We start from the raw sequence: 24,306 nt of genomic DNA on the forward strand, positions 1-24,306 counted from the left end.
ATAGTGTTTTAATTTAATCTTTTTGTCAGCACTTCCTCAACTTTCCTGAAGAACTGCATTGGTTTCAGTTTGCGCCAGTGTATGTTGTCGAGCTGACCGCCGAAATTGACGTAGTAGTCGATGTTGTTATGTCTGAACTCGTCAATTACATGTTGTTGGAAGTTGACCCCGACAATCCAGCCATCGTCTACATCCTGAAACCACTCTTCGTAGTAAGAATCGTCTGAAGCGTGGAAATTCAGTACATTTTCGCCGATCAGGATAAATTTGTTAAGTCCCTCATCCATCATCATTTCGAGGATCTCCCGTTTCAGCAGCATGATGTCATTGTTAACTGCATCATTCCACTCGCCGATCATTTCAACAATTGCAAAACCGTGTTCATAGTCGGCATAGAGGATCTTGATGTACAGCGTGGTCGAACCAAAATCGTCCCATTGCGGGTGCAGCAGGAAATTGTAGACCTGTTTATCAAAGTACAACTCAGAGTATTCCGTGTTGTAAAACGGCGAGCGTTCATCTTCTGAAGAGATGTAATCATCGCGCCATTGAAAAAAAGGTTCAATTTCGTGCATACAGTGCTTTTATAATGTCGATTTCTGTCCGGCTTCGACCGCCTTACGTACACTTCCGTATTGTGTGAGCAGGCTGGAGGCTTCGGGCTGACTAATGTGCAGCTCGTCCATTACCATTTGTGTTCCGCGGTCTACCAGTTTATTATTTGTTAACTGCATATCGACCATTTTGTTGTCTACAACACGTCCCAATTTAATCATGACGGTGGTACTGAGCATATTGAGAACAAGTTTTTGCGCTGTTCCTGATTTCATGCGGGTAGAACCGGTTATAAATTCAGGGCCAACCACCACTTCCACCGGGAAATCAGACTCGGCGGCAATCGGGCTTCCGCTGTTGCAGACAATGCATCCGGTCAGAATGCCCTGGGCTCGTGCTTTGTTCAGTCCGCCGATAACATATGGCGTGGTGCCTGAAGCGGCCAGGCCAACCAAACAGTCTTTGCTGTTGATGTTGAACTCCCGGAGGTCGGCCCATGCCTGCTGCTCATCATCTTCGGCGAACTCTACAGCCCTGCGGATCGCGGTATCGCCGCCTGCGATGATTCCAACCACCCAGTCAAACGGCACGCCATAGGTAGGGGGGCACTCAGACGCGTCTACAACACCCAGGCGGCCACTGGTTCCTGCGCCGATATAAAACAGCCGGCCACCCTGTTGCATTCTTTCAGCAACAGCAGTTGCAAGTTTTTCTATTTGCGGAATGGCTTTTTCGACAGCCAGCGGAACGGTTTTGTCTTCGTTATTGATGTTCATGAGGATTTCCCCTACAGACATCTGATCAATATGCCTGTAATTTGAATCCTGCTCGGTAACCCTTTTCATGCGTTTAATTTTATGTAAACCACCGCTTTTCAGGTGGCTGGGAGGAATTGTTGTACAATTTTATACAGAAGATCAGTAGCCTGCAAATAATTGTCGAATAATCTTCCAAAACAAATAAATAATTCGGGCTGTATCTTACTTAACGCTTTAATTTTCATAAATTTGTAGTGGTTTTCGAATGAAAAGGAATACGCGCATCAACCTACTTATTTCCCTGAGTTATTCACTGGTATTGATCCTGGGCATGTTCATGGGTTACAAGTTCCTGAAAGACCAGGGATACGTGCTTGAAAAGCGTACAAAATATGCAGACAACAGTCCCGAGAAAGTGGATGAAATTCTGCATATTATCAATGGAAACTATGTCGATGATGTAGATACCAGGAAACTTGCGAACCTGCCTCTCGACAGCGTACTGCACCGGCTCGATCCCCACAGCAGTTATTTACCACCTACAAAAGCGCTGGCGCTTGCTGAAGATCTTGAAGGAAACTTTGAAGGCATTGGCGTTGAATATTATATTCTCAAAGACACACTTCTTGTAACCGGTGTAGTTAAAGACGGACCAGCCTGGCAGGCGGGTATACAAAAAGGGGATAAGATTTTGAAAGTGGACACAATGGTTATCAGCGGGCGCAACCTGCCCCGTGAGAAAATGACCGGCCGCTTCAAAGGCCGCCGCGGTACGACCGTAAAACTTACACTGTTGCATCCCGGAAACATCCTGCCGTCTGCCGTGAATGTTACCCGTGGCAGCGTCCGGCTATCCAGTATCGATGCCGCGTATATGCTGAATCCCGAAACAGGTTATGTTCGGATCAGCAAGTTCGGTGCGCAGACGGATCAGGACTTTGCCGATGCGGCTAAAATGCTTCGCGGCCGCGGTATGCGTAAACTTGTTCTCGACCTGCGCGACAATGGCGGTGGTTACCTGATGGCCGCAACCGGTCTTGCCGACCAATTTTTGCCCGAAAATAAACTGATCGTTTATACCGAAGGCCGGCATGAACCGCGTACAGAATACTTTTCTACCGGCACGGGCGAATTTACGCGCGAAAAGCTGGCCGTGCTGATTAATGAAAATTCTGCCTCTGCCAGCGAGATCGTAGCGGGTGCCATGCAGGACCTGAAACGCGGCGTGATCATTGGCAGACGCTCATTCGGAAAAGGCCTGGTACAGGAGCAGTTTCCTTTTAACGATGGTTCAGCATTGAACCTGACCATTGCCCGTTATTATACCCCCTCCGGGCGAAGCATACAGAAATCATACAGAAAGGGCTTTGACGCCTACCGGCACGAAGTTGAAGAACGCCTGAATAACGGTGAACTTACAGCTGATGTATCAGCAAGTGATACACTTCCTAAAGCCACTATGCAGGTGCCCATCCCGAAAAAGTTTATGCCTGGCGGAATTTTGCCCGACGTGTTTGTCAAGCTTGATACTTCAGGTTACAATAAAGCTTACGTGACGCTTTTAAACAAAAAGATCATAACCGATTACGTACTTGAGGTCCTGGCAAGCAGGTATAACAAGGCTTATGTGGAGGCAAATCTTGATACATTCAGTCTTAACGATGCAGAATTCAAAGATTTTGTAAAATATCTTCGCAGGAACCAGATTAAACTTGACTTTGGCCAACTGAATAACGCCAAGGCGCTGATATGCAATGACCTGCGTGCATTGTTGTACCGGTATCACCTCGGCGACGCCGGATACTACCGCGCCTTAAACGCTAATGATGCCGTCATTAAACAGGCAATGGCGAGCCTGCAGTAATGCGGTAGCTTTTGAGATTTAAACGGCTTTGTGTTTTTCTTGAAATGCTACAGCCGAATCTCAAACAGGTTCAATGTAATGCCCGCATAATGCGGCGGCAGGCCTTCGCTTTCCGGACTTACTTCGCCAACATGTTTGAATCCGCAGGATGTGTAATGTTGCAGCAATTTATTGTTGTCGGCCCAGGTATCCAGGCGGACAAAATCGAGGTCTTGTGCGCGCGCAAAATCCACAGCCCAGTTAGTGATGAGCTGAACGAGATTTTGTCCGCGAAAATCAGGATGCGTTACGATGCGATGCAGGTAAATTGCCTTTGCCGGATGTTCCTCCTTCCAGATAACCGGGTCGCTGAAAGCCGTTGCATATACGGCTGCAGTACGATCGTCAATCTTTAGCTGCCATTGCCGCCCTTCACCGATCTCTGCTTTTACCATGAGCGGATCAAAAGGCAGCCAGTGCCGCGTATAAACTTTTTTCTGGTGGGCAATCGCCAGGTCATAAAATTCAAAGATCAGCGCTAAATCTTCCTGTGCTGACTGAACAAACTGCATTACTTCTGCCTGAAATAGATTTGAACAGGAACGCCGGAGAAATCAAAGTTCTCGCGGAGTTTGTTTTCAATAAAACGTTTGTAAGGTTCTTTGATGTACTGCGGCAGGTTACAGAAAAACGCAAACATCGGCGAGATACCGTTGATCTGGGTAACGTATTTGATCTTGATATACTTGCCTTTATTTGATGGCGGCGGATAACTTTCTATAAGCGGAAGCATGACATCATTCAGTTTGGAAGTGGATATTTTTTTGCTCCGGTTCTTGTAGACCTCAAGCGCAGCTTCGACCGCTTTATGAATACGCTGTTTGTTTAATACGGAGGTAAAAACGATAGGTACATCGGTAAAAGGTGCAATCTTTTCACGGATCTGCTCTTCAAACTCCTTCACGGTTTTGTTGTTTTTCTCGATCAGATCCCACTTGTTTACCAGGATCACTACGCCTTTTTTATTTTTCTCAGCCAGGTGGAAAATGTTGATGTCCTGCGATTCGATTCCTTCTGCCGCATCTAACATGAGAACAACAACATCCGCTTCTTCGAGCGCTTTGATGGTACGCATAACCGAGTAAAACTCGATATTTTCTTTCACCTTGGTTTTTTTGCGCAAACCAGCTGTGTCAATCAGCATAAACTCGTTGCCATACTGATTATAGTGAATGCGGATAGAGTCGCGCGTAGTGCCCGCCACCGGGGTAACGATATTGCGCTCTTTTCCGATCAGGGCGTTGATCAGTGAAGATTTGCCAACATTTGGCCTGCCGGCGATGGTGATTTTTGGCAATGTGTTTTCCTCTTCCGGCTCATCTTCAAAATGGGTAATGACAGCGTCGAGCAGGTCTCCGGTGCCTGAGCCCGTCATGCTTGAGATCGGGAAAATCTCGCCAAGACCAAAGCTATAAAAGATGCTGGTTTCGTTTAACAGCGCATTGTTATCGACCTTGTTTGCAATGGTAAATACGGGCTTTTTGCTGCGACGGAGGATTTTTGCAATCTCATCATCAAGATCGGTGATGCCCGTTGTTACATCGACCATAAAGAGGAGCACGCTTGCTTCTTCGATGGCTATAAGCACCTGCTCACGAATGGCAGCTTCAAAAACATCTTCAGAATTGGCAACATAACCACCGGTATCAATTACGGTAAACTGTTTGTCCGTCCACGCACCTACGCCATAATGACGGTCGCGCGTTACACCGCTAAAATCGTCGACGATCGCCTGACGGCTTTCGGTAAGACGGTTAAACAGGGTTGATTTGCCCACGTTGGGCCTGCCTACAATGGCAATGATGTTACTCATACTGTGTTGTGTTTTTGTGGACTGCCAAAAGCATGTCCTGCCGGTGGTTTCGTCTGCAAAGGTCGGAAACCTGCACCGGAAATCTTCAAAATATTTTAATTCTCGTATCCAAAGCGGCGTAACTGCGCTTTTTTGCTGCGCCAGTCTGGTACCACTTTTACAAAAAGTTCAAGAAAAACTTTTTTACCGAGAAATTTTTCTGCCTCAAGACGTGCTTCAGTTCCGACCTTTTTAAGCATGCTGCCGCCCTTGCCAATCAGGATGTTTTTCTGGGAATCGCGCTCAACAATGATCTCGGCGCTGATGCGGTTTATCTTTTCTTCTTCCTGAAAGGCAGTCACGACGACTTCAGTACTGTAGGGAATTTCTTTCTGGTAGTTATTAAAGATCTTTTCACGAATAATCTCGGAAATGAAAAAACGTTCGCTGCGGTCGCTCAGCTCTTCTTTATCATAATAGGGAGGATGCTCAGGCAGGTGCAGGAGGATTTGCTCAAGCAGGCCGTCTATATTTGCCTTATGCAGGGCAGAAATGGCATATACGGCCAGCGGATTGAGTTTGCGCTGCCAGAAGGCGATCTTTTCTTCAACCTGTTCCTGTGTAGCCTGATCGATCTTGTTAATTAGTACGATGGTGGGAATGTTTCGGTTCTCCAGTTTTTCAAGCACATCCGTTTCGTCGTGCGTTTCATTAATGTCGCTGACCAGCAGAAGCAGGTCGGCATCAGTCAGTGAACCGTTCACAAAACTCATCATTGACTCCTGCAGCGAGTATTTTGGTTTAATGATACCGGGGGTGTCAGAAAAAACAATCTGATATTCCGGTTCGTTCAGAATACCAAGAATGCGGTGCCTGGTTGTTTGTGCTTTAGGCGTAATGATGCTAAGGCGCTCGCCTACAAGGACATTCATCAGGGTTGATTTTCCCGCGTTTGGTTTTCCGATAATGCTGACAAATCCTGCTTTGTGTGTCATGAAAAAAAAATTAAAAAAATAATTTGGAGTACAAAGAAACGAATTATATCTTTGCATTCCAATTCGGAACAAAGGCCAAGGATTTAGCCGAAACAAAAAGAGTTGGAACAGTAACCGGAAAAGAGGTTCCGGGTCTTCAAATCTGAGATGAAGGATTTATTAAGAGACAAAGACTTCAGCAAATATAGTGCGGGGTGGAGCAGTTGGTAGCTCGTCGGGCTCATAACCCGAAGGTCGTCAGTTCGAGTCTGGCCCCCGCTACCTGAAGAGCGGAAGAAGTTGTATGGTTTATAGCACTTGTAGCTTAGAACTTAGTACTTAAAACTTAGTACTTATTACTTAAAACTTCCACTCAAAATGGCCCGTTCGTCTAGGGGTGAGGACGCAAGATTTTCATTCTTGAAACAGGGGTTCGATTCCCCTACGGGCTACGAAGCCGCTTCTGAAAAGAGGCGGCTTTTGTATTTTATTTGGGTCGGTGATAGCATGATCTGATCCTGTTTTTCAAGGCGCTCCGTCGTTTCAGACAGCTTCTCAACTGCTACTGAAGGATAAAGAGAAATTTTGTTGCAAGCCTTGTCATCACACCATATCCATCAATTACCCAAGTTCGATGTATTCATAAGCGGCAACTCTGAAACTACTGCTGGCATAAAGATGCTGGATGGACAAAAAGAAAATTTATAACAATTAGCCATGGTTTTAAAAGAAGCTTTCAATTCCGGAGACGTCAAAAAAGATATTTTTGCGATATGATGTTTATCCAAATCAACTTCAGAGTTTGAGGGTATTCAACGCTTTACCGGGCTAACATAATACCAGATTTCGCCAAAAATTTGTATGACAGAATAGTAAAGCCGAATAACTCTGTTAGCACAAAACTTACACATTCGGTCATTGAAATTTTCACAGTGAAATCCATAGAAGCCTTTAAAACCTTATTGAAGATTTGGTAAAAGAGCTTCTTGTCTCTGCACAGACGTTTTAAGAAGGAAGGTTAAATTTTGAGTGGCTGAAAAAACAGGTTTTTAGCGTTTTTGCGCATAACGTGTAGTCTAGTTTCGTTAAAAAACTATAAACTTCTGAATTTTCCATACGATCAAAAGATATCTCCGTTTCAATAACAACAATAGACGGTTTATGTCGTAACCAATCATTAGATTTAAGAACTTGTAAGTCAAATCCTTCTACATCAATAGTAAAAAAGTCGATAGGCTGGCCCTCAGGTAAATATCTTTCAAGAATTTCCGACAATGTTTGGGTTTCTAAATTGAGTGTTTTTTCAATATAAAAAATCTCCTTCTTATTCCGTTCTTCAGCCAATTCTTTTGAGAAGGTGTTTAGTGCAGGTTCGTTAAATACGTAAAATGGAATGTGTTCTTTCTTATCTGAAACAGGTATCTCCAAATTTATATCTCGGGGACGAACATCGTTAAATCGTTTCATGCTTCCTGGTAAAGCATCAATGCTAATCCCCCGCCAGCCGCGTTTATAGAATTTGTACGTATTTGAAAAACGTGTTGGATGCAATGCGCCTACATCGACAAAAAAACCTTCAGCCTTTTCATTCAAGATTCTGTCCAGCAGCATATCTTCTCCTTCTTGTGCAAAGGAAATATTTAAGTATTCTTCCGGTTCTTTATATCCTAACCATTTTCTTACCGTGCGGCGAAATCCCATTTTATAGTTTTAAGTGAGCAAGATAAACAAAAAGAGAAATTTCGTTACAAGCCTTGTCATTAAACCGTAGATCAATATGAAAACCGCCACTGCGCAGACTAATCCAGCACTCCCTGCAACGATCTACTATTGGATTTGCGGCACGTCCAAACCATTTGATGAATAATTTCCGGTACACTTATTCATCATTTTTTAACGTTTTCTCTATGACAGTGCTTAAAGTATGAAGGTTGGAATCGGTATCACCGTCGTGATAAATGATATTTCCATTTTTGCCGATCAGAACGCAGGTTGGGAGATATTTTACATTGAAAAATTTGGTGAGGCTCCTTTTGTGTTTAACACCGTCAGGAATGTTTGTCCATTGTGCCGGATTGAGCCGGACGTACTTTTCATATTGTGTTGAATCTGTATCATTCGAAACATACACGACGCGCAATCCGCGTTCTTTATACTGTTCATACATTTTTTTTATAGCCGGAAGCTGTTCCTGACATGGTACGCACCAGCTTGCCGAAAAAATAAACAGATGGGTGTTCTGCTGCAGCGTTGCGCGATCAAATACCTCCCCTTTATCGGTAGTGGTGCTGAATGCAGTCAAAGTCTTTCCGATACTCATTGCCTCCTTACGTTCAATATTCGCTTCCAATCTGTTTCTGATATCAATTCCAGGTTCAGACGATCTTAGCTGGATGTCGAGAGCTTCGAGCGTTTGTAAAATCAGTTCAGGTTGGCTTGACAGGCCGGCAAGTTTACTTGACCAGTATAGCGTAATGATGCTATAGTAAGCAGTTGGGTTTGCCCTTATTACATCAAGAACTTGTTTCTCACTTTCTAAAAATATACGGCCTGATTGTTCAGTACCATCAGGTAACAAGGCAGCGGCTGTTCGTTTTTTATAGGCCAGGCTTTTGATTGATCTGATCTTTTCCTCCATCAGATTCGAAATATTATGGCCACCTGATTTTTCGAAGACAGACCCACTCAGGCTGGCCATTTCTAGCTTGATGTAATTATCACCTGGGTCGACCGCAAAGTATGTGATATATTTGTTGCCGCCGGACATAAAATGTAATTCTCCTTTAAGTGCAGGTTCCGAAAGGTTGGCAGTGAACTCGAATCGCTGGTTGTTTATTTGTGCCGAATCGCGCAAAGCGCTGAGCCGGAAATTGTAGCCTCTTAGCTTAAGGTAGACCATCGATGATGACAATTCTTTCGGTATTTCACCATGTATGTTAAACTTGTATTGTGCCTGCGACTTGTGAAAGGTGAAAAGGAGAAAAAATAAATAGATGAGGGATGAAAATTTGCCGGTCATAAAATTAAGCGAAGCGATCTGTGCGTACGCATCGTTAAGTTAGAAAATTTTGATATAGTTTAGAAGTGAAGTTAAATTTTTCCTGTGTCTGAACCAGGTCTGGATCAGGTTTTTCCGCCATCATTTATCGCGTCGGAATAGCGCAATATCCATCGAGATTTTGATAGGCTTTATGCTGTACAACAGTGTAGGCTTGCCGGCTTAAGGCGATATATCTTATGTGAGCGGTTTTGAATTTCTCTTTTATGCGATAGTTTATTTGATCATCAAAATAGAGATTCAGGGTGTCGTTCCTGAAGCGGTAAAAGAACGGATCTAATCCCTTGATAACATTGATACTATCTGACCGATGTCGCGCTTTCTTTTTGTCTTTTGATATGGCCGTCATCTGGTAATCATCTGTCACTCCCCAATTCAGTGAGTTGATGTAGATTTTTTCTCCTTTCGATGATGTCAGTTCTACAGTGTTAAATGTATCCTTACGGGATGGTAAACAGCCCGCTGCAAAAATTGCCAACATAATTATTACCAGACTATCTTTATTTGCCATCTGACTTCTGATCTTAAGTCCCGTCTTATTATTTATACTACAAGGTAGCCCGGCTCATCCTAATCAGCAAATTCCAAATGCAAATCTTACTGTAATCAAAAAAATCGGATATCGCATTTTCAGGCCAGGGATACACAGAAAATAAGAAAGCCGCCTCGTCGGCGGCTTTCTTAACCCGGCAGGTGTGGTTTAAAAATTCGTATTAACGATGAGCTGGCTGCGTTCGGCTGTTATGAAATCCAGCGGAATAATGCCAAACTTACCTTTTGTGTTGCTGGTAAAAAATGTGCTGATCTTTGGATTGATAAAGTTCGAGACGGTGTTGATGTTCGGAATGCCGAAAATTCCGGGCTTGTAGCCGCTGCCATAGTTCACATAAAGCCGGTTTGAGGCATCGTTCTTTGCCTCGTTCAACAAGGTCTCTACGCGTGTCCATTTGCTGTTCAGATCATCGACTTTGTAATAGTCCTGGATCTTCAGGTTTGCGTTTGAGTTGCTGATGCTGAACGTCGTGTTATCTGCCCAGCTGGTCGCATCAATTCCTTTTGCACTGCCGGCGCTAAATCTGCGCAAGAGTTTGATCTTGCCGCGAACTGCGCCCAGGGTAGGTACCGTTACACCAAGATCCCACTTGCTTGCATTTTGTTGTACGTAACTGTCAAAAGTCTGCTCAAATGTGCGCGTGTTATTTGAAGGGGTATGCTCTTCCTTTACACTCATGATAATGGTTTCGGTCGGATTGCTGTTCAGGAAACTGATACAGGCGTTCAGAACATCATTAAAGTTCAGATTCTGATAAATGGCGCCATGGTGAATTGTAAACGCATTGTCTATATGCCTGCAGCGGATGTCCAGGTAACGTACACCGGCATTCAACTGTGCGGCAATACTGAGCGTCTGGCATTTGGCCGTTCCGCCGATCGGCTCCTGCGTTGCACCGGAGTCATGCGTTCCGGGAATAGACAGACCTGCAATGGTCACGGTATTGGGCAGACCGCCCATCCAGTTGTTCAGGGCGACGGCTGCGGTAGTGGCGCCAGACTTGCTAGTGCCTGATGAGAGCTGCTCAACGCCATTTTTTTTACATGCTGCAAGCAGAAGCACGCAGAGAACAATCAGGGGAGATTTTAATTTTTTCATTGTTTTTTTAGGGTTTATTTAGGTTGGTGCCGGGCTATTTCGATTTAGGTTTCAATGACAGGGATTTCAAGATTTTGTGAAATATTTCATTGTTTGGATAAGTTCCGGTAAACGCAGCAGCTCCGGGGCCGTATGCAAATACTGGAACCATGATGTTTGTATGGTCGTTCGTGCTGAAAGCGCCTCTGATCATGCCTTTGGCTGGGTCAGTATCAAGTAGTGAGAGTCCTCCGGTTTCATGGTCGGCGGTTACAATTACAAGGGTTTCTTTGTTGGTATCCGCAAAGCGCAATGCCGCTTCGACGGCGAGGTCAAAATCATGAAGTTCGGTTACCAGGAAAGGCAGGTCATTGGCGTGGCCGCCATGATCGATCTGTGCTCCTTCGGCCATAATGAAAAAGCCTGCTTTGTTCTGGCTCAGGGAGGCAACAGTCTTCTGCAATGCCTGTCGCAACAGATCTGTCCGCCCTTTTAATACTGGCCTTGTAGCGCTGTCAGGAAGCAGGACGAGCTGTCTCCTTTCAGGCTTTGTACTCATTTTGTCTATCGCGTCAACGGTGTCAAACCCTTTCTCGTGAAGTCTTGCCGGCAGGGCTGCGTTCGATCCCGTACTAAAGCTTTTTTGGTTAGAGCCAATAAGGATCTGTGCTTTGCTGTTTGCAAGATCGGCTGCTATGGCCTGGCTCATGGAGCGCTCAGGCTGATGGGCATAAAAGCAGGCAGGCGTAGCATCGGTAATATCGCCGGTGCTGATGATACCGCTTTTGAAACCCCATCCCGCGAGGGTATCTACGAGATTGGTCATCGGTTTCTTTGCCGGATCGACGCCGATAAAGCGGTTATTCGTCTTTGTGCCTGTGGCAAGCGCTGTTGCACCGGCTGCCGAGTCGGTGTTTCCCGCATCGGCGGCACTTGTCTGGGCGAAGCCGATATGGGGAATCTGCAGGATATTCAGTGTGCCATGGTTTGCCATTGCTGCGGCGTGAATCTGTGCCAGCCCCATGCCATCGCCAATCAGCAAGATTACGTTTTTGGGCGCTTTTGTTATATATCCTGCATCACCCGCAGGGGTATAAACCGGCTGCGCTGTAGCCCGGGTATAGGTTTGTTTGGCAGCATTTGCATAAAACTGCTGCAGCGCGGCGGGTTGGTCAGTATTGATCCAGTCGGCTCCAAGCCGTTCAAGTACGATCCAGGTATTGGGGCTGTCTTGCGTAGCCCAAAAGCGAAACGGCTTGTTTTGACCATGCGCTTTCGAAATGACCGCACGCAGTTTTGCCTCATCTTCACCGGTAGGGTTTCCTTTTCCGTTCCAGATAGTGTAGGCTTTCAGGTCATCGCTGATCATTGCAATGCGCTCGAGCTGGCCTGGGGTATAGGTCAGCTGCGGCCTGCCGTCAAAAGAAAGCGATTTTGGAAATTGGCCGAATTCAGCAGGAGGGGGCATGTTGCCGCTGATAACAATGCGGATTGCCCGGGGATTACGCGAGGCATCGAAGGTATCTTCAAATGCGTTCAGTTCCCTGATCAATACCGGAAGGACCTCGCGGTAATCTTGTTTTAAATCAATCACGAGCTGCAGCTTCCAATCCTGACGCGGGTACGGCCTGTTGTTGTTTGCCTTGTAGATTTCTGCCAGCGGATTGAGGTAAAGTTGCTTCAACGTTCGCGACGTTTCGATCTCACTCGCTTCATGCGCTACAAAAAGCTGCCCGGAACGAAGAAAGATGTCGGCCTCGATTGATCCCATGCCCGCGTTATAAGCGGTTTTGAGCGGCACAGCCTGTTTGTAGTCGTTATGGCTATGCCCATGGTTCGCATGTAAAGCAACCTGTCCGAAGACAGGTTGCAATACCAGTAAAGTGCCGCTGAGCAGCAGAATAAAAATGTTCTTTACCATCCCGGATTTTGTTTGATAACTCCTGCGCCATTATCTATCTCTTTCTGAGGCACCGCCCATACATCATGTATGTTTGGATCAAAGGTTCTTGCAGGCCAGATCACGTTGTTATTTGAATCGTGCAGGGGTTTCGCATAGGTGGCTTGCGCATCGCCCCATCTTACCAGGTCCCGGTGACGGTCTGCCCACTCTCCGGCAAGCTCGTTCCGGCGTTCGCGTTTCAAATCGGAAATGGTCATGCCGGATTTTGGCTGAAGTTTGGCGCGTTGTCTGATCTTGTTGAGTTCCGCATCACCGGCACCTGCGCCCGAAATGTTGATGGCAGCTTCAGCCTTGATCAATAGTACCTCTGCAAAACGCATCAACGGTACGTTCAGATCCGTTGTCCCGTTATCGCCGTTCGGGTTAACATGTGAAGGAATCGGGTTTGCCCAGGAGAAGGGCTCCATGTATTTCTTAAACTGATAGTCTGAAGTGGCCCCGGCATCTTTCGTAAAGCTGCGCTCCTGGCCGAAGAACATAAATTTATCTCCTGTTTTCAGGATGGTTGCTTCGCGGCGCTGATCTCCGGCCTCAAAAGAATCGTAAAGTTCTTTGGTCGGAAGATAGTAGCCCCAGCCATTGTATATTCCCCAGGCTTTGTTGGTGAGCATAACACCCGGAAGTTTACTTCCCCAGCCGGTTCCGCCACCGTTTGGCGTACATACTACAGACCAGATGTATTCTTTCGACCAGTTGTTTGCTGCTTTAAAGACATCGGTGAAATTATCCAGCAGCTGGTGCTGTCCGGAATTGATAACCATGTCTGCATACTTTGCAGCGTTGGCGTAATCTTTCCTGTAGAGATATACCTTTGAAAGATATGCCCATGCTGCGGTTTTGTGCGCCTTTCCATAGTCCGTAGCTTTCATCTCAGAAAAGTTGGGCAGATTCTCCGCCGCTTTCAGGAAGAGGGAAATGATGTAATCGTAATTTTCGTTCACATCTTTTGCGCGGGGTACGGGCACTGCGGGGTCGGCATCAGGTGTAACAATCGGCACGCCGGCTTTCTGATTGCCATAATTTGCCGCAAGCTGAAAATAAACCAGACCGGCATTGAAATAGGCGTCGCCGATGATATGTTTTTTTAGGCCTTCGTCCATCTGGATGCCGGGTACATTGCTGATGATGTCATTTGCGCGCTTGATTACGGCATACCGCATACTCCACTGGCTCTCTGTATAACCGCCGCCGATGTAGTTCTTATTGAAGTCTTTGATGTTGTCAGCCTCAGGCTTGTTTCGGCCGGTCACCATATCGTCGCTGGCATTGATAAACCAGAACATACCGCGGCCATAAAAATTTTCATCATTGTAGTTTTCATACATACCGGCTTCTGCCTTCAACGCATCTTCTTTCGTTTTCCAGAAGTTTCCTGCAGAAGGGGAACCTTCTGGCGCAATATCGAGTTGTTTGGTGCATGCGCCGAGCGCAACAAGTGCGCATGCGAGATATTTTAGGGTGGTTTTCATGTGTCCTGTGTAATTAAAGAGTTAAACTGAGTCCGAAAATGAAGCTGCGGGCTTGTGGGTAACGCCCAACGTCAAGGCCATTGTTGTCCATGCCGATTTCGGGGTCAAAGCCAGAGTAATTTGTGAATGTAAACAGGTTGTTCGCGGTAGCATAGATACGCAGCGGACCGGTTTTTAGCCTGCTCATCAGTGATTTAGGTAAGGTATATCCGAGGGTTACGTTTCTTACGCGCAGGTAAGAACCATCTTCGATATAAAAATCGGAAGCATTAAAGTTTCCATTGGCATCTGAAGTTGATATGATCGGAACGCTTCCGCCCGGGTTTTGGGGAGACCAGGCATCCAGAATGCCTGATAGCTTATTGTAAGACGGACCGCTTGCGCTATAGGTAGTTCGTTTTACCGCATTAAACAGTTCATTGCCCTGAACACCCTGGAAGAAGATATTAAAATCGAAGTTTCTGTATCCGGCATTAAAGCTCAGGCCGTACGAGAAATCAGGATAAGCGCTTCCGGCGAAGTAACGGTCGCGGCTGTCAATAGTGCCGTTGCCGTCAAGATCTGCGAAGCGGAAATCGCCTGGTTTTGCGTTTGGTTGGATTTTTTTGCCAGTGGCATTTACGTGACTGTCTACCTCGGCCTGGTTCTGGAATATGCCCTGGGTTTTCAGTACGTAATAACTGTAGAGTGGCTGCCCTACGCTGATCATTAAAGGAGCAAGTTCGTTACGAAAATTTGTTCCGACAGCGATATTCTGCATGCCTGGTGCAAGCTCTTCTACCTTGTTTGTCAGTTTCGTTAGTGTTGCGTTAAAGCCATAAGTGAATGGACGGTCTTTGCTGCTGTTATAATTGATGCCAAGTTCAATGCCGCGGTCTTTTACAATGCCTGCGTTGATTGTCTGCGTGCCTAACCCGGCGGTGCCCGGAAGCGTACGCGTAAGGATCATTTTATCGGTTTCTTTGATAAAGTAGTCTGCAACAATATTCAGTCTGCCGAACAAGCCGATATCAAGGCCAATGTTTGTTTGCTGCGACTCGGCCCAGGTCAGGTTCCGGTTTGCTAAAACTGTCTGCACATACCCTGTTTGCAGGGCCGGATTCTGACCAAAATAACTCTGCGTGGCCACCAGGAGCGGGTTAACTGCAGATGGAGACAAACTGCCAAGGTTACCCAATACGCCGTAACTTCCACGAAGTTTCAGTTCACTTAACCAGGTTTGCTCAGCAAGGAAACTTTCTTTATTGATTGCCCAGCCAGCTGAAACCGATCCGTAATTTCTGAATCTGTTCTCTTTTGTCAGCATCGACGATCCATCGCGGCGACCGATGAGTGAAAGTAGATATTTCTCTTTGTAATTGTAGTTTGCACGAAGAAAGAGGGACGAGAGCGCTTTCGAATCAAAATAACTTGATGATGGCTGAATGATTGTTGCGTTGACGAGATACCTGTACTGGGCCGACTCATCATCGAATCCAGAGCCTGAGGCAATGAGGCCGTTGCCTTTGGTCTGCTGGTAGGTATAACCGCCGGTAAAATCGAGACCATGGTCGCCAACGGTGGTGTTGTAATTTAACACCTGCTCTGCCAGAATATCGTTTGACTGATCGGCACGCTCAACAAGGCTGTTGCTCAATACAGGCTTACCAACTTCGGGACGTTTGGGTGTAAAGCTCCTGTACTGTGAAGAATTCCGGGTAAAGCTGAAGTTCGACCTGAAGGTAAGGCCTGGTGCGAGTTTAAGTGTGGCGTATGGATTGACCACCAGTACGTGTACCGGATTGTTGATGTCGATCCGCATCAACTCTGCGACGGGGTTTACGATATCGCCATAGTCGCCGGCATACTGGCCGCCGGGCAAACCGGCGAAACTTCCATCCGCATTGTAGGGCGTACCATTTGTCGGGTAATAAATTGCAGAGAGCAATGCGCCCGTATAGTCGCTGCTCGTATTGGCACCATTACCATTTGTATTGCTGTAGGCAAGGTTTTCACCTATCTTCAGCCAGGAGGTAACTTCGTGTTCGGTATTGATTCTGAAATTGTACCGCTCTGAGCGTGTGTTCAGCAGAATACCTTCGGCTGTGCGGTAGTTGAAACTCAGGTAGTAGTTTGATTTTTCGCTGCCGCCGTTAATAGCCGCATTATAATCCTGAAGCAAACCTGTTCTGAATACTTCGTCCATCCAGTTTGTGCGCGTGATCTGGCCGTCGGGAAATTTAGTCGCATCGAATGCCGGCAACAACGTGGTCCGGCCATTCTGAGCGGCAGTAGCAGCAACAGCAGCGCGTTCCTGGGCATTCAACGGATCAAGCGTCTTCCAAACAGATTGTTGGCCGACCTTTGCATCAAACGTGATCTGCATTTTACCGCGTTTCCCTTTTTTTGTGGTAACAAGCACAACGCCTCCAGATGCACGGGCGCCGTAAATGGCGGCAGCGGCATCTTTCAGGACTGAAATAGACTCGATGTCGTTTGGATTAAGCTGCGGTGTGCCGGGATATATTGAGCCGTCGACCACATACAGGACACTCTCGCCGTTGATGCCGCCAAGTCCGCGGATATTTACGCGCGGTAACGAGGTCGGGTCACCACCTTCGTTGGTCACGATAACGCCCGGCGATTTCCCAGCCAGAACTTCGCCTACGCTATTCAGGGAACGCGATGACAATTTGTCAAGAGCAACTTGTCCGACGGCGCCCGTCAGGCTTTCCTTCTTCTGTGTTCCATAACCCACAACAACGACATCGGCAAGGTTAGACTGTTCGGTGCTCAGCGACACGTTGATCGTTTCACTCGTTCCTACACGCACTTCCCGTGTTTTGTAACCAATCATCGAGAACGAAAGCACGGCGTTGTCATTGGCTTCAATGCGGTAATTTCCGTTTGCGTCGGTAACCGTTCCGCTTTGTGTGCCTACCACTTTTACCGATACGCCCGGCATGGCAGCGCCGGTGGTATCAGTTACATTTCCGGTAATGATTCTGTCGGCTTTGACCCGGGTAACTGGCTCCAGAATAACATGGATGCCTTTTTCGGTTGCATTTAAGCCGAGTTTATCGAGCAGGGAACGTACCGGCTCCTGTCTGAAATCTGCGTTCATAAGTGCGCTTTTCCCCAGCAGCAGATCGGGGTTATAAACAAAGCGGAAGCCGGTACGCTGTTCCACTTCTGAAATAATTTCCGTTAGTTTCTTTCCCTTACTGATGCGGATACTAACGGTGCTTCTGTCGAGTTTTTGGGCCATCGTTTTCGAGGCAAACAAAGAGCTGCAGAAGAGGCAGAGGACGGCAAAGGTTAATGCCGGGTACTTCATAACCCTGCAAAAAGCTGTTGTCGTACTGACTGATGTTGTTTTCATTGTTGTTTGATTTTCTTGGATAATAATTAGCAATAGTTTTTTGGTGTCGGGATGTCGTTTCCGGTCTAACGGTAGATTTGAAATGAAGCAGGATCGGGGCCCGGTTTGAAACGAATGTGGTGCAGGCGGCACAAAATATCGAGGATGTCTTCCAGCGACTGGGCGCTGTTGAAGCTTGCCGTACACCTGAGGTGTGAAAGCTGTTCGTCAGCCAGTGTTATCCTGATGTTGTAGGCATACCCCAGCTCACTTATCACATCGGCTAGAGATGATGCTGAAAAAGATATTTGTATGCTTCGCACCTGTTGCAGCTGTGTCACAGAGGCCTTTGCGGTTTTATAGTCGTAACTTAATTGCTGACCACGGGTCAGTATTCCGAGCAGGCGGCCATTCCGGCTCACCGCTACCTTGCCCGTGCTGACTTCAACCTGCGCGGGGCCATCGCCTGCCTGGTTACGAACGCTGAATGATGTGCCTAAAACCCTGATGCTGAGGCCCGAACCAGCCTCGACAATGAACGGACGCCGACTGTCATGTTTGACATTGAAAAAGGCTTCACCCTTGCTCAGCCTTACCCGTCTGAATTTTTTTGTGTTTGTCGCATAGTCGATGCTGCTTTGCGCACCGAGTTCAACCTGCGATCCGTCAGCAAGGCGCAGCGTATCCGGCGCTGCAACTTTTGACAGTTGTGTTGCTTTGGTAGATTTCAGGTTTGCAGGCTGTAAAAGCTGGTAGGCCCCGAAAACAGTTCCTGCGATCAGTATGGCTACCGCTGCGCGAAACCACCGTTGCCCGGCCACCCGTCGCTCCGGCGGTTCCTTTATCATGGCGCGCTGTAAATTCAGAAACATCTGTTTCCCGATCTCCTCTTTCTGGCCGGGGGAGGGGCCGGGCATTCCGGTTTCCAGTCCTTTGAACCATTGTTCAACGTGACTGGCTTCGGCTGGGCTGGCTTCGCCGCTCAGGTATTTTGTGAGCAGCTCTTTCGCTTGTTTTTCGGTCATTTGTAAACATGTCAATCTAAACTGACGGGAGTACCAACCAAGCCTGTTAAGAGTATATGAAGGTTATGTTAACGGATAAAAAGTGTTAAAAACACGAGGTACGACAGGTTCTGCCGAAGAATTTTCATTGAGGCCGTTATCTGATTTTTGATAGTCTGTACGGATACATCAAGTTCGGTGGCAATCTCACTTATGCTTTTTTCTTCCTTTTTACGCATGGTCATCACCAGGCGCATTCTTTCGGGAAGCAGGGCCAGGGCCGCGTCCAGTTCGCGGTTGAGTTCGTTTAAGCGAAGTCTTGAGTCGGCCTGTAAAGCGGAACATTCATCGGTAAGCAGGGCAAAGGCAGACTGATGACTTTCGCGCAGTGCTGCAGAGCGGAAATAATTAATAACGCGGTATTTAACAGCGCCGTACAAATAGGCATCAAGACTTCCGTCGACGCGCAGATCCCGGCGTTTTTCCCATAAAGAAATAAAGATTTCCTGCGTAATGTCCTGCGAAATGGCTTCATCGCCGGTTTTAAAAAATGCGGCGTCAAAAACCTTTTCCCAGTGAAGCGTATAAATATCTTTCATGGCCTGCCGGCTGTCGTTTTTTAGCGCATGAAGGAGGAGTTGGGTCATTAGCCGGTGCGATGTAAGACGTCGCAAACTTATACAGCTGATATTGCAGGTATGTTAAGAACCGGTAAAGTTTGAAGGCGTACGGCGGTCTAATAAGCTGTCAAATTATGGTTCCCAGGTATCCGCACGATATTTCCAGGGTTAAACGCCGGGTCCCGGTTGCTTTGGATTACAAATCCAAGGCGACGTGTGTACTTGTCCTTCCGGATTTGTAATCCGGAAGCATTGAGCGGCGGATATTTTATCCGCATGATATTGCCCGGGTTCAAAACCAGGGTCTCAGTTGCTATGGATTCTAGATCCAAAGCGACGTGTGTATTTGTCCTTCCGGATTTGTAATCCGGAAGCAATGAGAGGCGGATATTTTATCCGCACGATATTGCCCGGGTTAAAAACCCGGTTCTCAGTTGCCTTGGATTATAAATCCAAAGTGACGTATGTATTTGTCCTTCCGGATTTGTAATCCGGAAGCGTTGAGGCGGATATTTTATCCGCACTGTATTGCCCGGGTTAAAAACCCGGTTCTCAGTTACTTTGGATTATAAATCCAAAGCGACGTAGAGTCCTCCCGGATTTGCAATCCGGTGAGCTGAGCAGCGGATATTTTATCCGCACGATATTGCCCGGGTTGAAAACCCGGTTCTCAGTTGCTTTGGATTATAAATCCAAAGCGACGTATGTACTTGTTCTTTCGGATTTGTAATCCGGAAGCAATGAGCCGCGGATATTTTATCCGCACTGCGCCTAGAAATCAAACAGGTCGCCCAGGAATGAATCCTTCTTTTTATGATATGGCCGCTTATGCTGGTCATGACCATACGAACGTTGCTCTTCCCGGCCATAGTCTTTTTCATATCCCGCTTTTGGCGCTGCCGGAACTGCTGACCGCTCGATGATCTTATCCAGTTCGCCCCGGTCCAGCCAGACGCCGCGGCAGTTCGGGCAGTAATCGATCTCTATTCCGTTTCGCTCACTCATCAACAACGTTTCATTGCATGCAGGACATTTCATACTTAAGATTTTTAGTGTTTCCAGAATGGCTAAAAAAGCGCAACAACCCGGCCACTTTATTGTTAAAACTATAAAATGCCCTATGAAAAATGACTACGAACTTGACCGTTTTACCGACGCACAGCGGCTCGATTTTGATACTGCTTTTGCTGAGATCCGCGCTGGCAGAAAAATGACGCACTGGATGTGGTATGTTTTTCCGCAAATCAGCGGATTAGGCTACAGCAGTATGGCACAACGCTATGGAATTTTAAATCTTGGAGAAGCCACCTCCTACCTGGCTCACCCCGTGCTTGGCAAAAGGTTAATAGACATCAGCAACGCGCTGCTAATGCTCGATGAAAACAATGCCACTCGCGTCATGGGATCTCCCGATGATATGAAACTTCGCTCTTCCATGACGTTATTTGCCAGTGTACCCGGCGCCGACCCGGTCTTCGACGCTGTTCTCGAAAAATTCTTTAACGGAGAAAAAGACGAAGCGACATTACGCCGTATCTGACCATCGCACACCGCTCAATTTCATATGTCAGAACCACCTGCGCCCCGACAGGTCACACTCCCTGCTGCTCCCCCCCCCACGCGGCTCAGGTACCATCGTATAAGTGCCGCTTCAAGCCATCAGTCTCACTTAGCTACGAACCAGCATTCCGTTTCCTCCTTTGATCCGAGGGAAGTTCACCGTTGTTTTTCTTAAATAGAGAATGAAACAAAAAATAATGTTTTGTAACTTAAAGTATTCGAGGAAGCCGGGAAACCATTCCTAAAAGCCATGTCCCACCGTATCGAGCATGTAATCTTTGCTTAACATCAGGTTTACCTACCCCATTTAGTTTTGCGGCATTCCAAAAATTGAACAAACAAATTAATCACAGTATTTAATTTTTTAAAACATGAAGAGACCTTTACTGCGGTGGCAGAAAATGGTAGTCTGTGCCGCATCAGTTGCATTGGTAACTGGCGGTGTGCAGCTACCTGCATTTGCCGCAACATTTGCAAAGCCTGATCATGTTTCCGCAAGCAAAGCTCCGGGAACCATCAGCGGAAGAGTTATCGATGAAAAAGGGGAATCACTGCCGGGGGCCAGCGTCAGAATCAATGAGCTGAACATCGTTACAACCACGAATGCTCAGGGAAATTTCATTTTAAATGTGGCGCCGGGAACGTACTCGGTAACCGTAAGCTTTATTTCTTACACTAGCAACACGATCAGTAAGGTCGTTGTGCGCGACGGTGAGGTCACGACGCTAAACGTCACGTTAAAAGGCGAAACCAACAGTTTGAAAGAGGTGCTGGTTGTTGGTTACGGTACCCAGCGCAGAGAAAATGCAACCGGTGCGGTAGATCAGATTACGTCAAAATCCCTTGAGAACCGTCCGATTACAAACCTTACGCAGGGTTTACAGGGCATGCTGCCCAATCTAAACCTTAAAATGATGGACGGTAAGCCTACGCAATCCCCGAGCTACAATGTCAGGGGAACGACTTCGATCGGCCAGGGGGGAAATGCGCTGGTACTCGTCGATGGCTTCGAGGGTGATCCGAGTTTGCTGAACCCCAACGATATTGAAAGCGTAACGGTGCTGAAAGATGCAGCGTCAGCCGCTATCTATGGTGCCCGCGGTGTGTTCGGGGTGGTGCTCATTACAACGAAAAAAGCTGAAAAAGGCAGTACGCAGGTTGCATTCAGTTCAAACTATGCGGTTAAAAGTCCGCTGCAGGTTCCTGATTTCGTAACCGACGGTTACCTCTGGTCCAAGATGTTTGCTGAAGCGTTCGTGAACGGTGATGGTGCCTTTCCTCAAAATGCAAACAAGACGCAGAAATTCTCTCAGGCATATCTGGAAGAGTTCAGAAGGAGAGCGGAATCGGGCCAGCCATATAACCAGGTTGAGGTGGATCCTGTAACAGGTGAGTATACCTATTACGGAAGCACCGACTGGTATGCAGAACTCTACAAGAAAAATACAGCGGCAACAGAAAATAACCTGATGGTCAGCGGCGGCAGTGACAAGGCTTCTTTCCTTGTATCAGGCCGGTACCAGCAGCAGGACGGTTTGTTCAGATATAATTCTGATGATTACGACATGAAAAACATCCGCGCCAGGGGCACAGTACAGGTTTTTCCGTGGCTGAGCATCGATAACAATGCGGACTATTCTGTCATGAATTATCACAATCCGATCAACGTAGGTGAGGGGGGCGGAATCTGGCGTAATATTGCCGACGAAGGCCATCCGACATTACCACTTGTTAATCCCGATGGTACGCTGACATTTTCTTCCGCATATACGGTGGGTGATTTTTATTATGGCAAAAACGGCAGGGATACCCGCCGCCAGGTGTTCAGAAACATTACCGGATTGAGGTCGAAATTTTTCGACAATAAGTTTCGCGTAAACGTTGACTTTACATTCAGAAATACGAACGAGGATATCAACCAGCGCCGGGTTCAGGTTCCGTACAGCAACACGCGCGGCGTCACTTCATATATCGGTACCACGACAAACGATCTGTTGTTCGACCAGCGGGAAACGCAGTATCTGGCCACCAATATTTACGGCGAATTTGAGAATCGTTTTGGCGACCACTATCTGAAGGCAATGCTGGGTTATAACTACGAGCAATCTACCTACAACAGGGTGTCGGTTCAGCGAAACGGAATCATCTTTGAAGATGCAACAGACTTGAACCTGGCCCTCGGACAGTCAATCAATACTATTGGCGGTTACGAACAATGGGCTATTCTGGGCGGTTTCTCCAGGTTAAATTATACTTTTAAAGACCGTTACCTGGTAGAAGTAAACGCGCGTTACGATGGCTCATCAAAATTCCCTGCTTCACAGCGCTACGGTTTCTTCCCTTCTGTTTCAGCCGGCTGGAGAATTAATAAGGAATCTTTCTGGGGCGTATCAGACAAACTTGTTTCAGATCTTAAGTTGCGCGCTTCTTATGGCTCGTTGGGTAATGGCAACATCAACTCGTATGCATTTCAGGAAATATTTAACATTTCTCAGTCAGGCGTGATCCTGAACGGCTCAAGGCCGCAGGTTACCCAAAACCCGAATGTAATTCCGGCAGGGCTGACATGGGAAACCTCAACCACAACGAACGTTGGTCTTGACCTTGCCATGTTTTCGGGCAAACTCAGCTTTTCGGGCGATGCATATGTACGTAAAACCACAGACATGTTTACTATCGGCCTCACACCCCCGGCTGTCTTCGGCGCCGCCGTGCCGAAAGGTAACTACGCTGACCTGACAACCCGCGGCTGGGAATTGTCGCTAGCGTGGAACGACCGCATCGGGAATGTAAACAAACCCTTTGGTTATAACGTAAGGCTTACACTTGCAGATAACAAGACAAAAATCGACAGGTACAACAATCCGGACAAGCTGCTGAGCGACTACTATGAAGGGCAGACACTTGGTGAGATATGGGGTTATGAAACCGAAGGCTTTTTTATTAATCAGGCAGATATTGATTCGCATGCTAAACAGGCCCCTCAAATGCGCGCCTCGCCTACCAATATCTGGTATCCGGGCGATATCAAACTGCGCGATCTGAATGGCGACGGTTTTATCAACGTTGGCAGAAATTCGGTTAATGACCCGGGCGACCGCAGAATTATCGGCAACTCTGCGCCGCGTTATCAATATGGCATCACGCTGGGCGCAGACTGGAATAAGTTCTTCTTTTCAGTATTTTTCCAGGGTGTAGGCAAACAGCAATGGTATCCAAGCACGGAAACTGAAATGTTCTGGGGTCAGTACAACCGTCCGTACAACAATATTCCGACCTTCCACCTTGGGAACATGTGGACACCTGAGAATACCGACGCTTATTTCCCGAGAACCATGTCTCGTGCAGCATCCAGCAACACAAACAGAACACTCGGCGTAGCGCAAACAAGATACCTGCAGAACGTAGCTTACCTGCGTATGAAAAATATCCAGTTGGGATATACGCTTCCTGCTAAACTGGTGCAGCGCATCGGTGCGAGAAACGCCCGCGTGTTTTTCTCCGGCGAAAACCTGTTCACTTATTCACCCATGTACAAGATCGTGAAAACGATTGACGTGGAGAATGCTGTTCCATCAGACCAGGATCTGAACCCCAACAGTACAAACGGTGATGGTTACAACTACCCGCTTTTAAAATCTTACTCTTTCGGCTTAAGCCTTGGATTTTAATGGGAGGCA

The 24,306-nt window shown here is 47.0% G+C and carries 18 protein-coding genes and 2 tRNA genes; 5 read left to right on the plus strand and 15 right to left on the minus strand.

The window, feature by feature from the left end:
• Positions 1-8: 8 nt before the first annotated feature.
• Positions 9-575: a hypothetical protein gene (locus tag EJV45_RS13160; protein ID WP_129716145.1), complete on the minus strand. Its 567-nt coding sequence runs from the start codon at positions 573-575 to the stop codon at positions 9-11.
• 9 nt (positions 576-584) lie between these two features.
• The gene (gene murQ, locus EJV45_RS13165) at positions 585-1,400 is read right to left on the minus strand and encodes an N-acetylmuramic acid 6-phosphate etherase (RefSeq protein WP_129716146.1); all 816 of its coding nucleotides are present in this window, start codon (positions 1,398-1,400) and stop codon (positions 585-587) included.
• A gap of 178 nt (positions 1,401-1,578) precedes the next feature.
• Between murQ and EJV45_RS13170 the strand changes: the two genes are divergently transcribed.
• Positions 1,579-3,177 (plus strand): S41 family peptidase, encoded by a 1,599-nt coding sequence (locus tag EJV45_RS13170; protein ID WP_129716147.1) that lies wholly within the window; start codon positions 1,579-1,581, stop codon positions 3,175-3,177.
• A gap of 47 nt (positions 3,178-3,224) precedes the next feature.
• On the opposite strand, the gene EJV45_RS13175 is transcribed toward EJV45_RS13170, so the two are convergent.
• The 3 genes from EJV45_RS13175 to era all read right to left on the minus strand — a co-directional run bounded on the left by EJV45_RS13175 (position 3,225) and on the right by era (position 6,003).
• Positions 3,225-3,728: an N-acetyltransferase gene (locus tag EJV45_RS13175; RefSeq protein WP_129716148.1), complete on the minus strand. Its 504-nt coding sequence runs from the start codon at positions 3,726-3,728 to the stop codon at positions 3,225-3,227.
• On the minus strand, positions 3,728-5,029 hold the full coding sequence (der, locus tag EJV45_RS13180) for a ribosome biogenesis GTPase Der (RefSeq protein ID WP_129716149.1): 1,302 nt from the start codon (positions 5,027-5,029) through the stop codon (positions 3,728-3,730). Before der ends, EJV45_RS13175 begins: the two co-directional genes overlap by 1 nt.
• Positions 5,030-5,124: 95 nt before the next feature.
• A complete protein-coding gene (gene era / locus EJV45_RS13185) occupies positions 5,125-6,003 on the minus strand; it encodes a GTPase Era (RefSeq protein ID WP_129716150.1) in 879 nt (292 codons plus the stop codon).
• Positions 6,004-6,191: 188 nt separating this feature from the next.
• On the opposite strand from era, the gene EJV45_RS13190 reads away from it, so the two are divergent.
• Both EJV45_RS13190 and EJV45_RS13195 read left to right on the plus strand, forming a co-directional pair.
• Positions 6,192-6,264 (plus strand) — tRNA-Met (locus tag EJV45_RS13190).
• A 98-nt stretch (positions 6,265-6,362) separates the two neighbouring features.
• A tRNA-Glu gene (locus tag EJV45_RS13195) sits at positions 6,363-6,434 on the plus strand.
• A gap of 553 nt (positions 6,435-6,987) precedes the next feature.
• Here the strand turns inward: EJV45_RS13195 and EJV45_RS13200 are convergent.
• The 10 genes from EJV45_RS13200 to EJV45_RS13245 all read right to left on the minus strand — a co-directional run bounded on the left by EJV45_RS13200 (position 6,988) and on the right by EJV45_RS13245 (position 20,104).
• A complete protein-coding gene (locus EJV45_RS13200) occupies positions 6,988-7,683 on the minus strand; it encodes an FkbM family methyltransferase (RefSeq protein ID WP_205942381.1) in 696 nt (231 codons plus the stop codon).
• 178 nt (positions 7,684-7,861) lie between these two features.
• The gene (locus EJV45_RS13205) at positions 7,862-9,001 is read right to left on the minus strand and encodes a thioredoxin-like domain-containing protein (RefSeq protein WP_129716151.1); all 1,140 of its coding nucleotides are present in this window, start codon (positions 8,999-9,001) and stop codon (positions 7,862-7,864) included.
• Positions 9,002-9,125: 124 nt separating this feature from the next.
• Positions 9,126-9,551 (minus strand): hypothetical protein, encoded by a 426-nt coding sequence (locus EJV45_RS13210; RefSeq protein ID WP_129716152.1) that lies wholly within the window; start codon positions 9,549-9,551, stop codon positions 9,126-9,128.
• Between the two features lie 189 nt (positions 9,552-9,740).
• Positions 9,741-10,691, minus strand: a complete 951-nt coding sequence (locus EJV45_RS13215) for a phosphatidylinositol-specific phospholipase C (protein WP_129716153.1) — start codon at positions 10,689-10,691, stop codon at positions 9,741-9,743.
• Positions 10,692-10,725: 34 nt separating this feature from the next.
• Positions 10,726-12,591: an alkaline phosphatase gene (locus tag EJV45_RS13220; protein ID WP_240755284.1), complete on the minus strand. Its 1,866-nt coding sequence runs from the start codon at positions 12,589-12,591 to the stop codon at positions 10,726-10,728.
• Positions 12,585-14,102, minus strand: coding sequence for a RagB/SusD family nutrient uptake outer membrane protein (locus EJV45_RS13225; protein WP_129716154.1), 1,518 nt, complete (start codon positions 14,100-14,102; stop codon positions 12,585-12,587). The genes EJV45_RS13220 and EJV45_RS13225 overlap by 7 nt, the downstream gene beginning before the upstream one ends.
• Positions 14,103-14,115: 13 nt before the next feature.
• Positions 14,116-17,463, minus strand: coding sequence for a TonB-dependent receptor (locus tag EJV45_RS13230; RefSeq protein ID WP_240755285.1), 3,348 nt, complete (start codon positions 17,461-17,463; stop codon positions 14,116-14,118).
• A 65-nt stretch (positions 17,464-17,528) separates the two neighbouring features.
• Positions 17,529-18,467 (minus strand): FecR family protein, encoded by a 939-nt coding sequence (locus tag EJV45_RS13235; protein ID WP_129716155.1) that lies wholly within the window; start codon positions 18,465-18,467, stop codon positions 17,529-17,531.
• Between the two features lie 68 nt (positions 18,468-18,535).
• Complete coding sequence (locus tag EJV45_RS13240; protein ID WP_129716156.1) at positions 18,536-19,093, minus strand: RNA polymerase sigma factor; 558 nt, start codon at positions 19,091-19,093, stop codon at positions 18,536-18,538.
• Positions 19,094-19,837: 744 nt separating this feature from the next.
• On the minus strand, positions 19,838-20,104 hold the full coding sequence (locus EJV45_RS13245; RefSeq protein WP_129716157.1) for a zf-TFIIB domain-containing protein: 267 nt from the start codon (positions 20,102-20,104) through the stop codon (positions 19,838-19,840).
• Positions 20,105-20,186: 82 nt separating this feature from the next.
• Between EJV45_RS13245 and EJV45_RS13250 the strand changes: the two genes are divergently transcribed.
• Together EJV45_RS13250 and EJV45_RS13255 are read left to right on the plus strand one after the other, a co-directional pair.
• Positions 20,187-20,606 carry a DUF1810 domain-containing protein gene (locus EJV45_RS13250; protein ID WP_129716158.1) on the plus strand — a complete coding sequence of 140 codons (420 nt, stop codon included), beginning with the start codon at positions 20,187-20,189 and terminating at the stop codon, positions 20,604-20,606.
• A gap of 391 nt (positions 20,607-20,997) precedes the next feature.
• Entirely contained in the window at positions 20,998-24,297 is a 3,300-nt protein-coding gene (locus EJV45_RS13255) for a TonB-dependent receptor (RefSeq protein WP_165305059.1), read from the plus strand.
• Positions 24,298-24,306 lie beyond the last annotated feature (9 nt).

The organism is Pedobacter sp. SYP-B3415, from assembly GCF_004138205.1.
Lineage (GTDB): Bacteria > Bacteroidota > Bacteroidia > Sphingobacteriales > Sphingobacteriaceae > Pedobacter.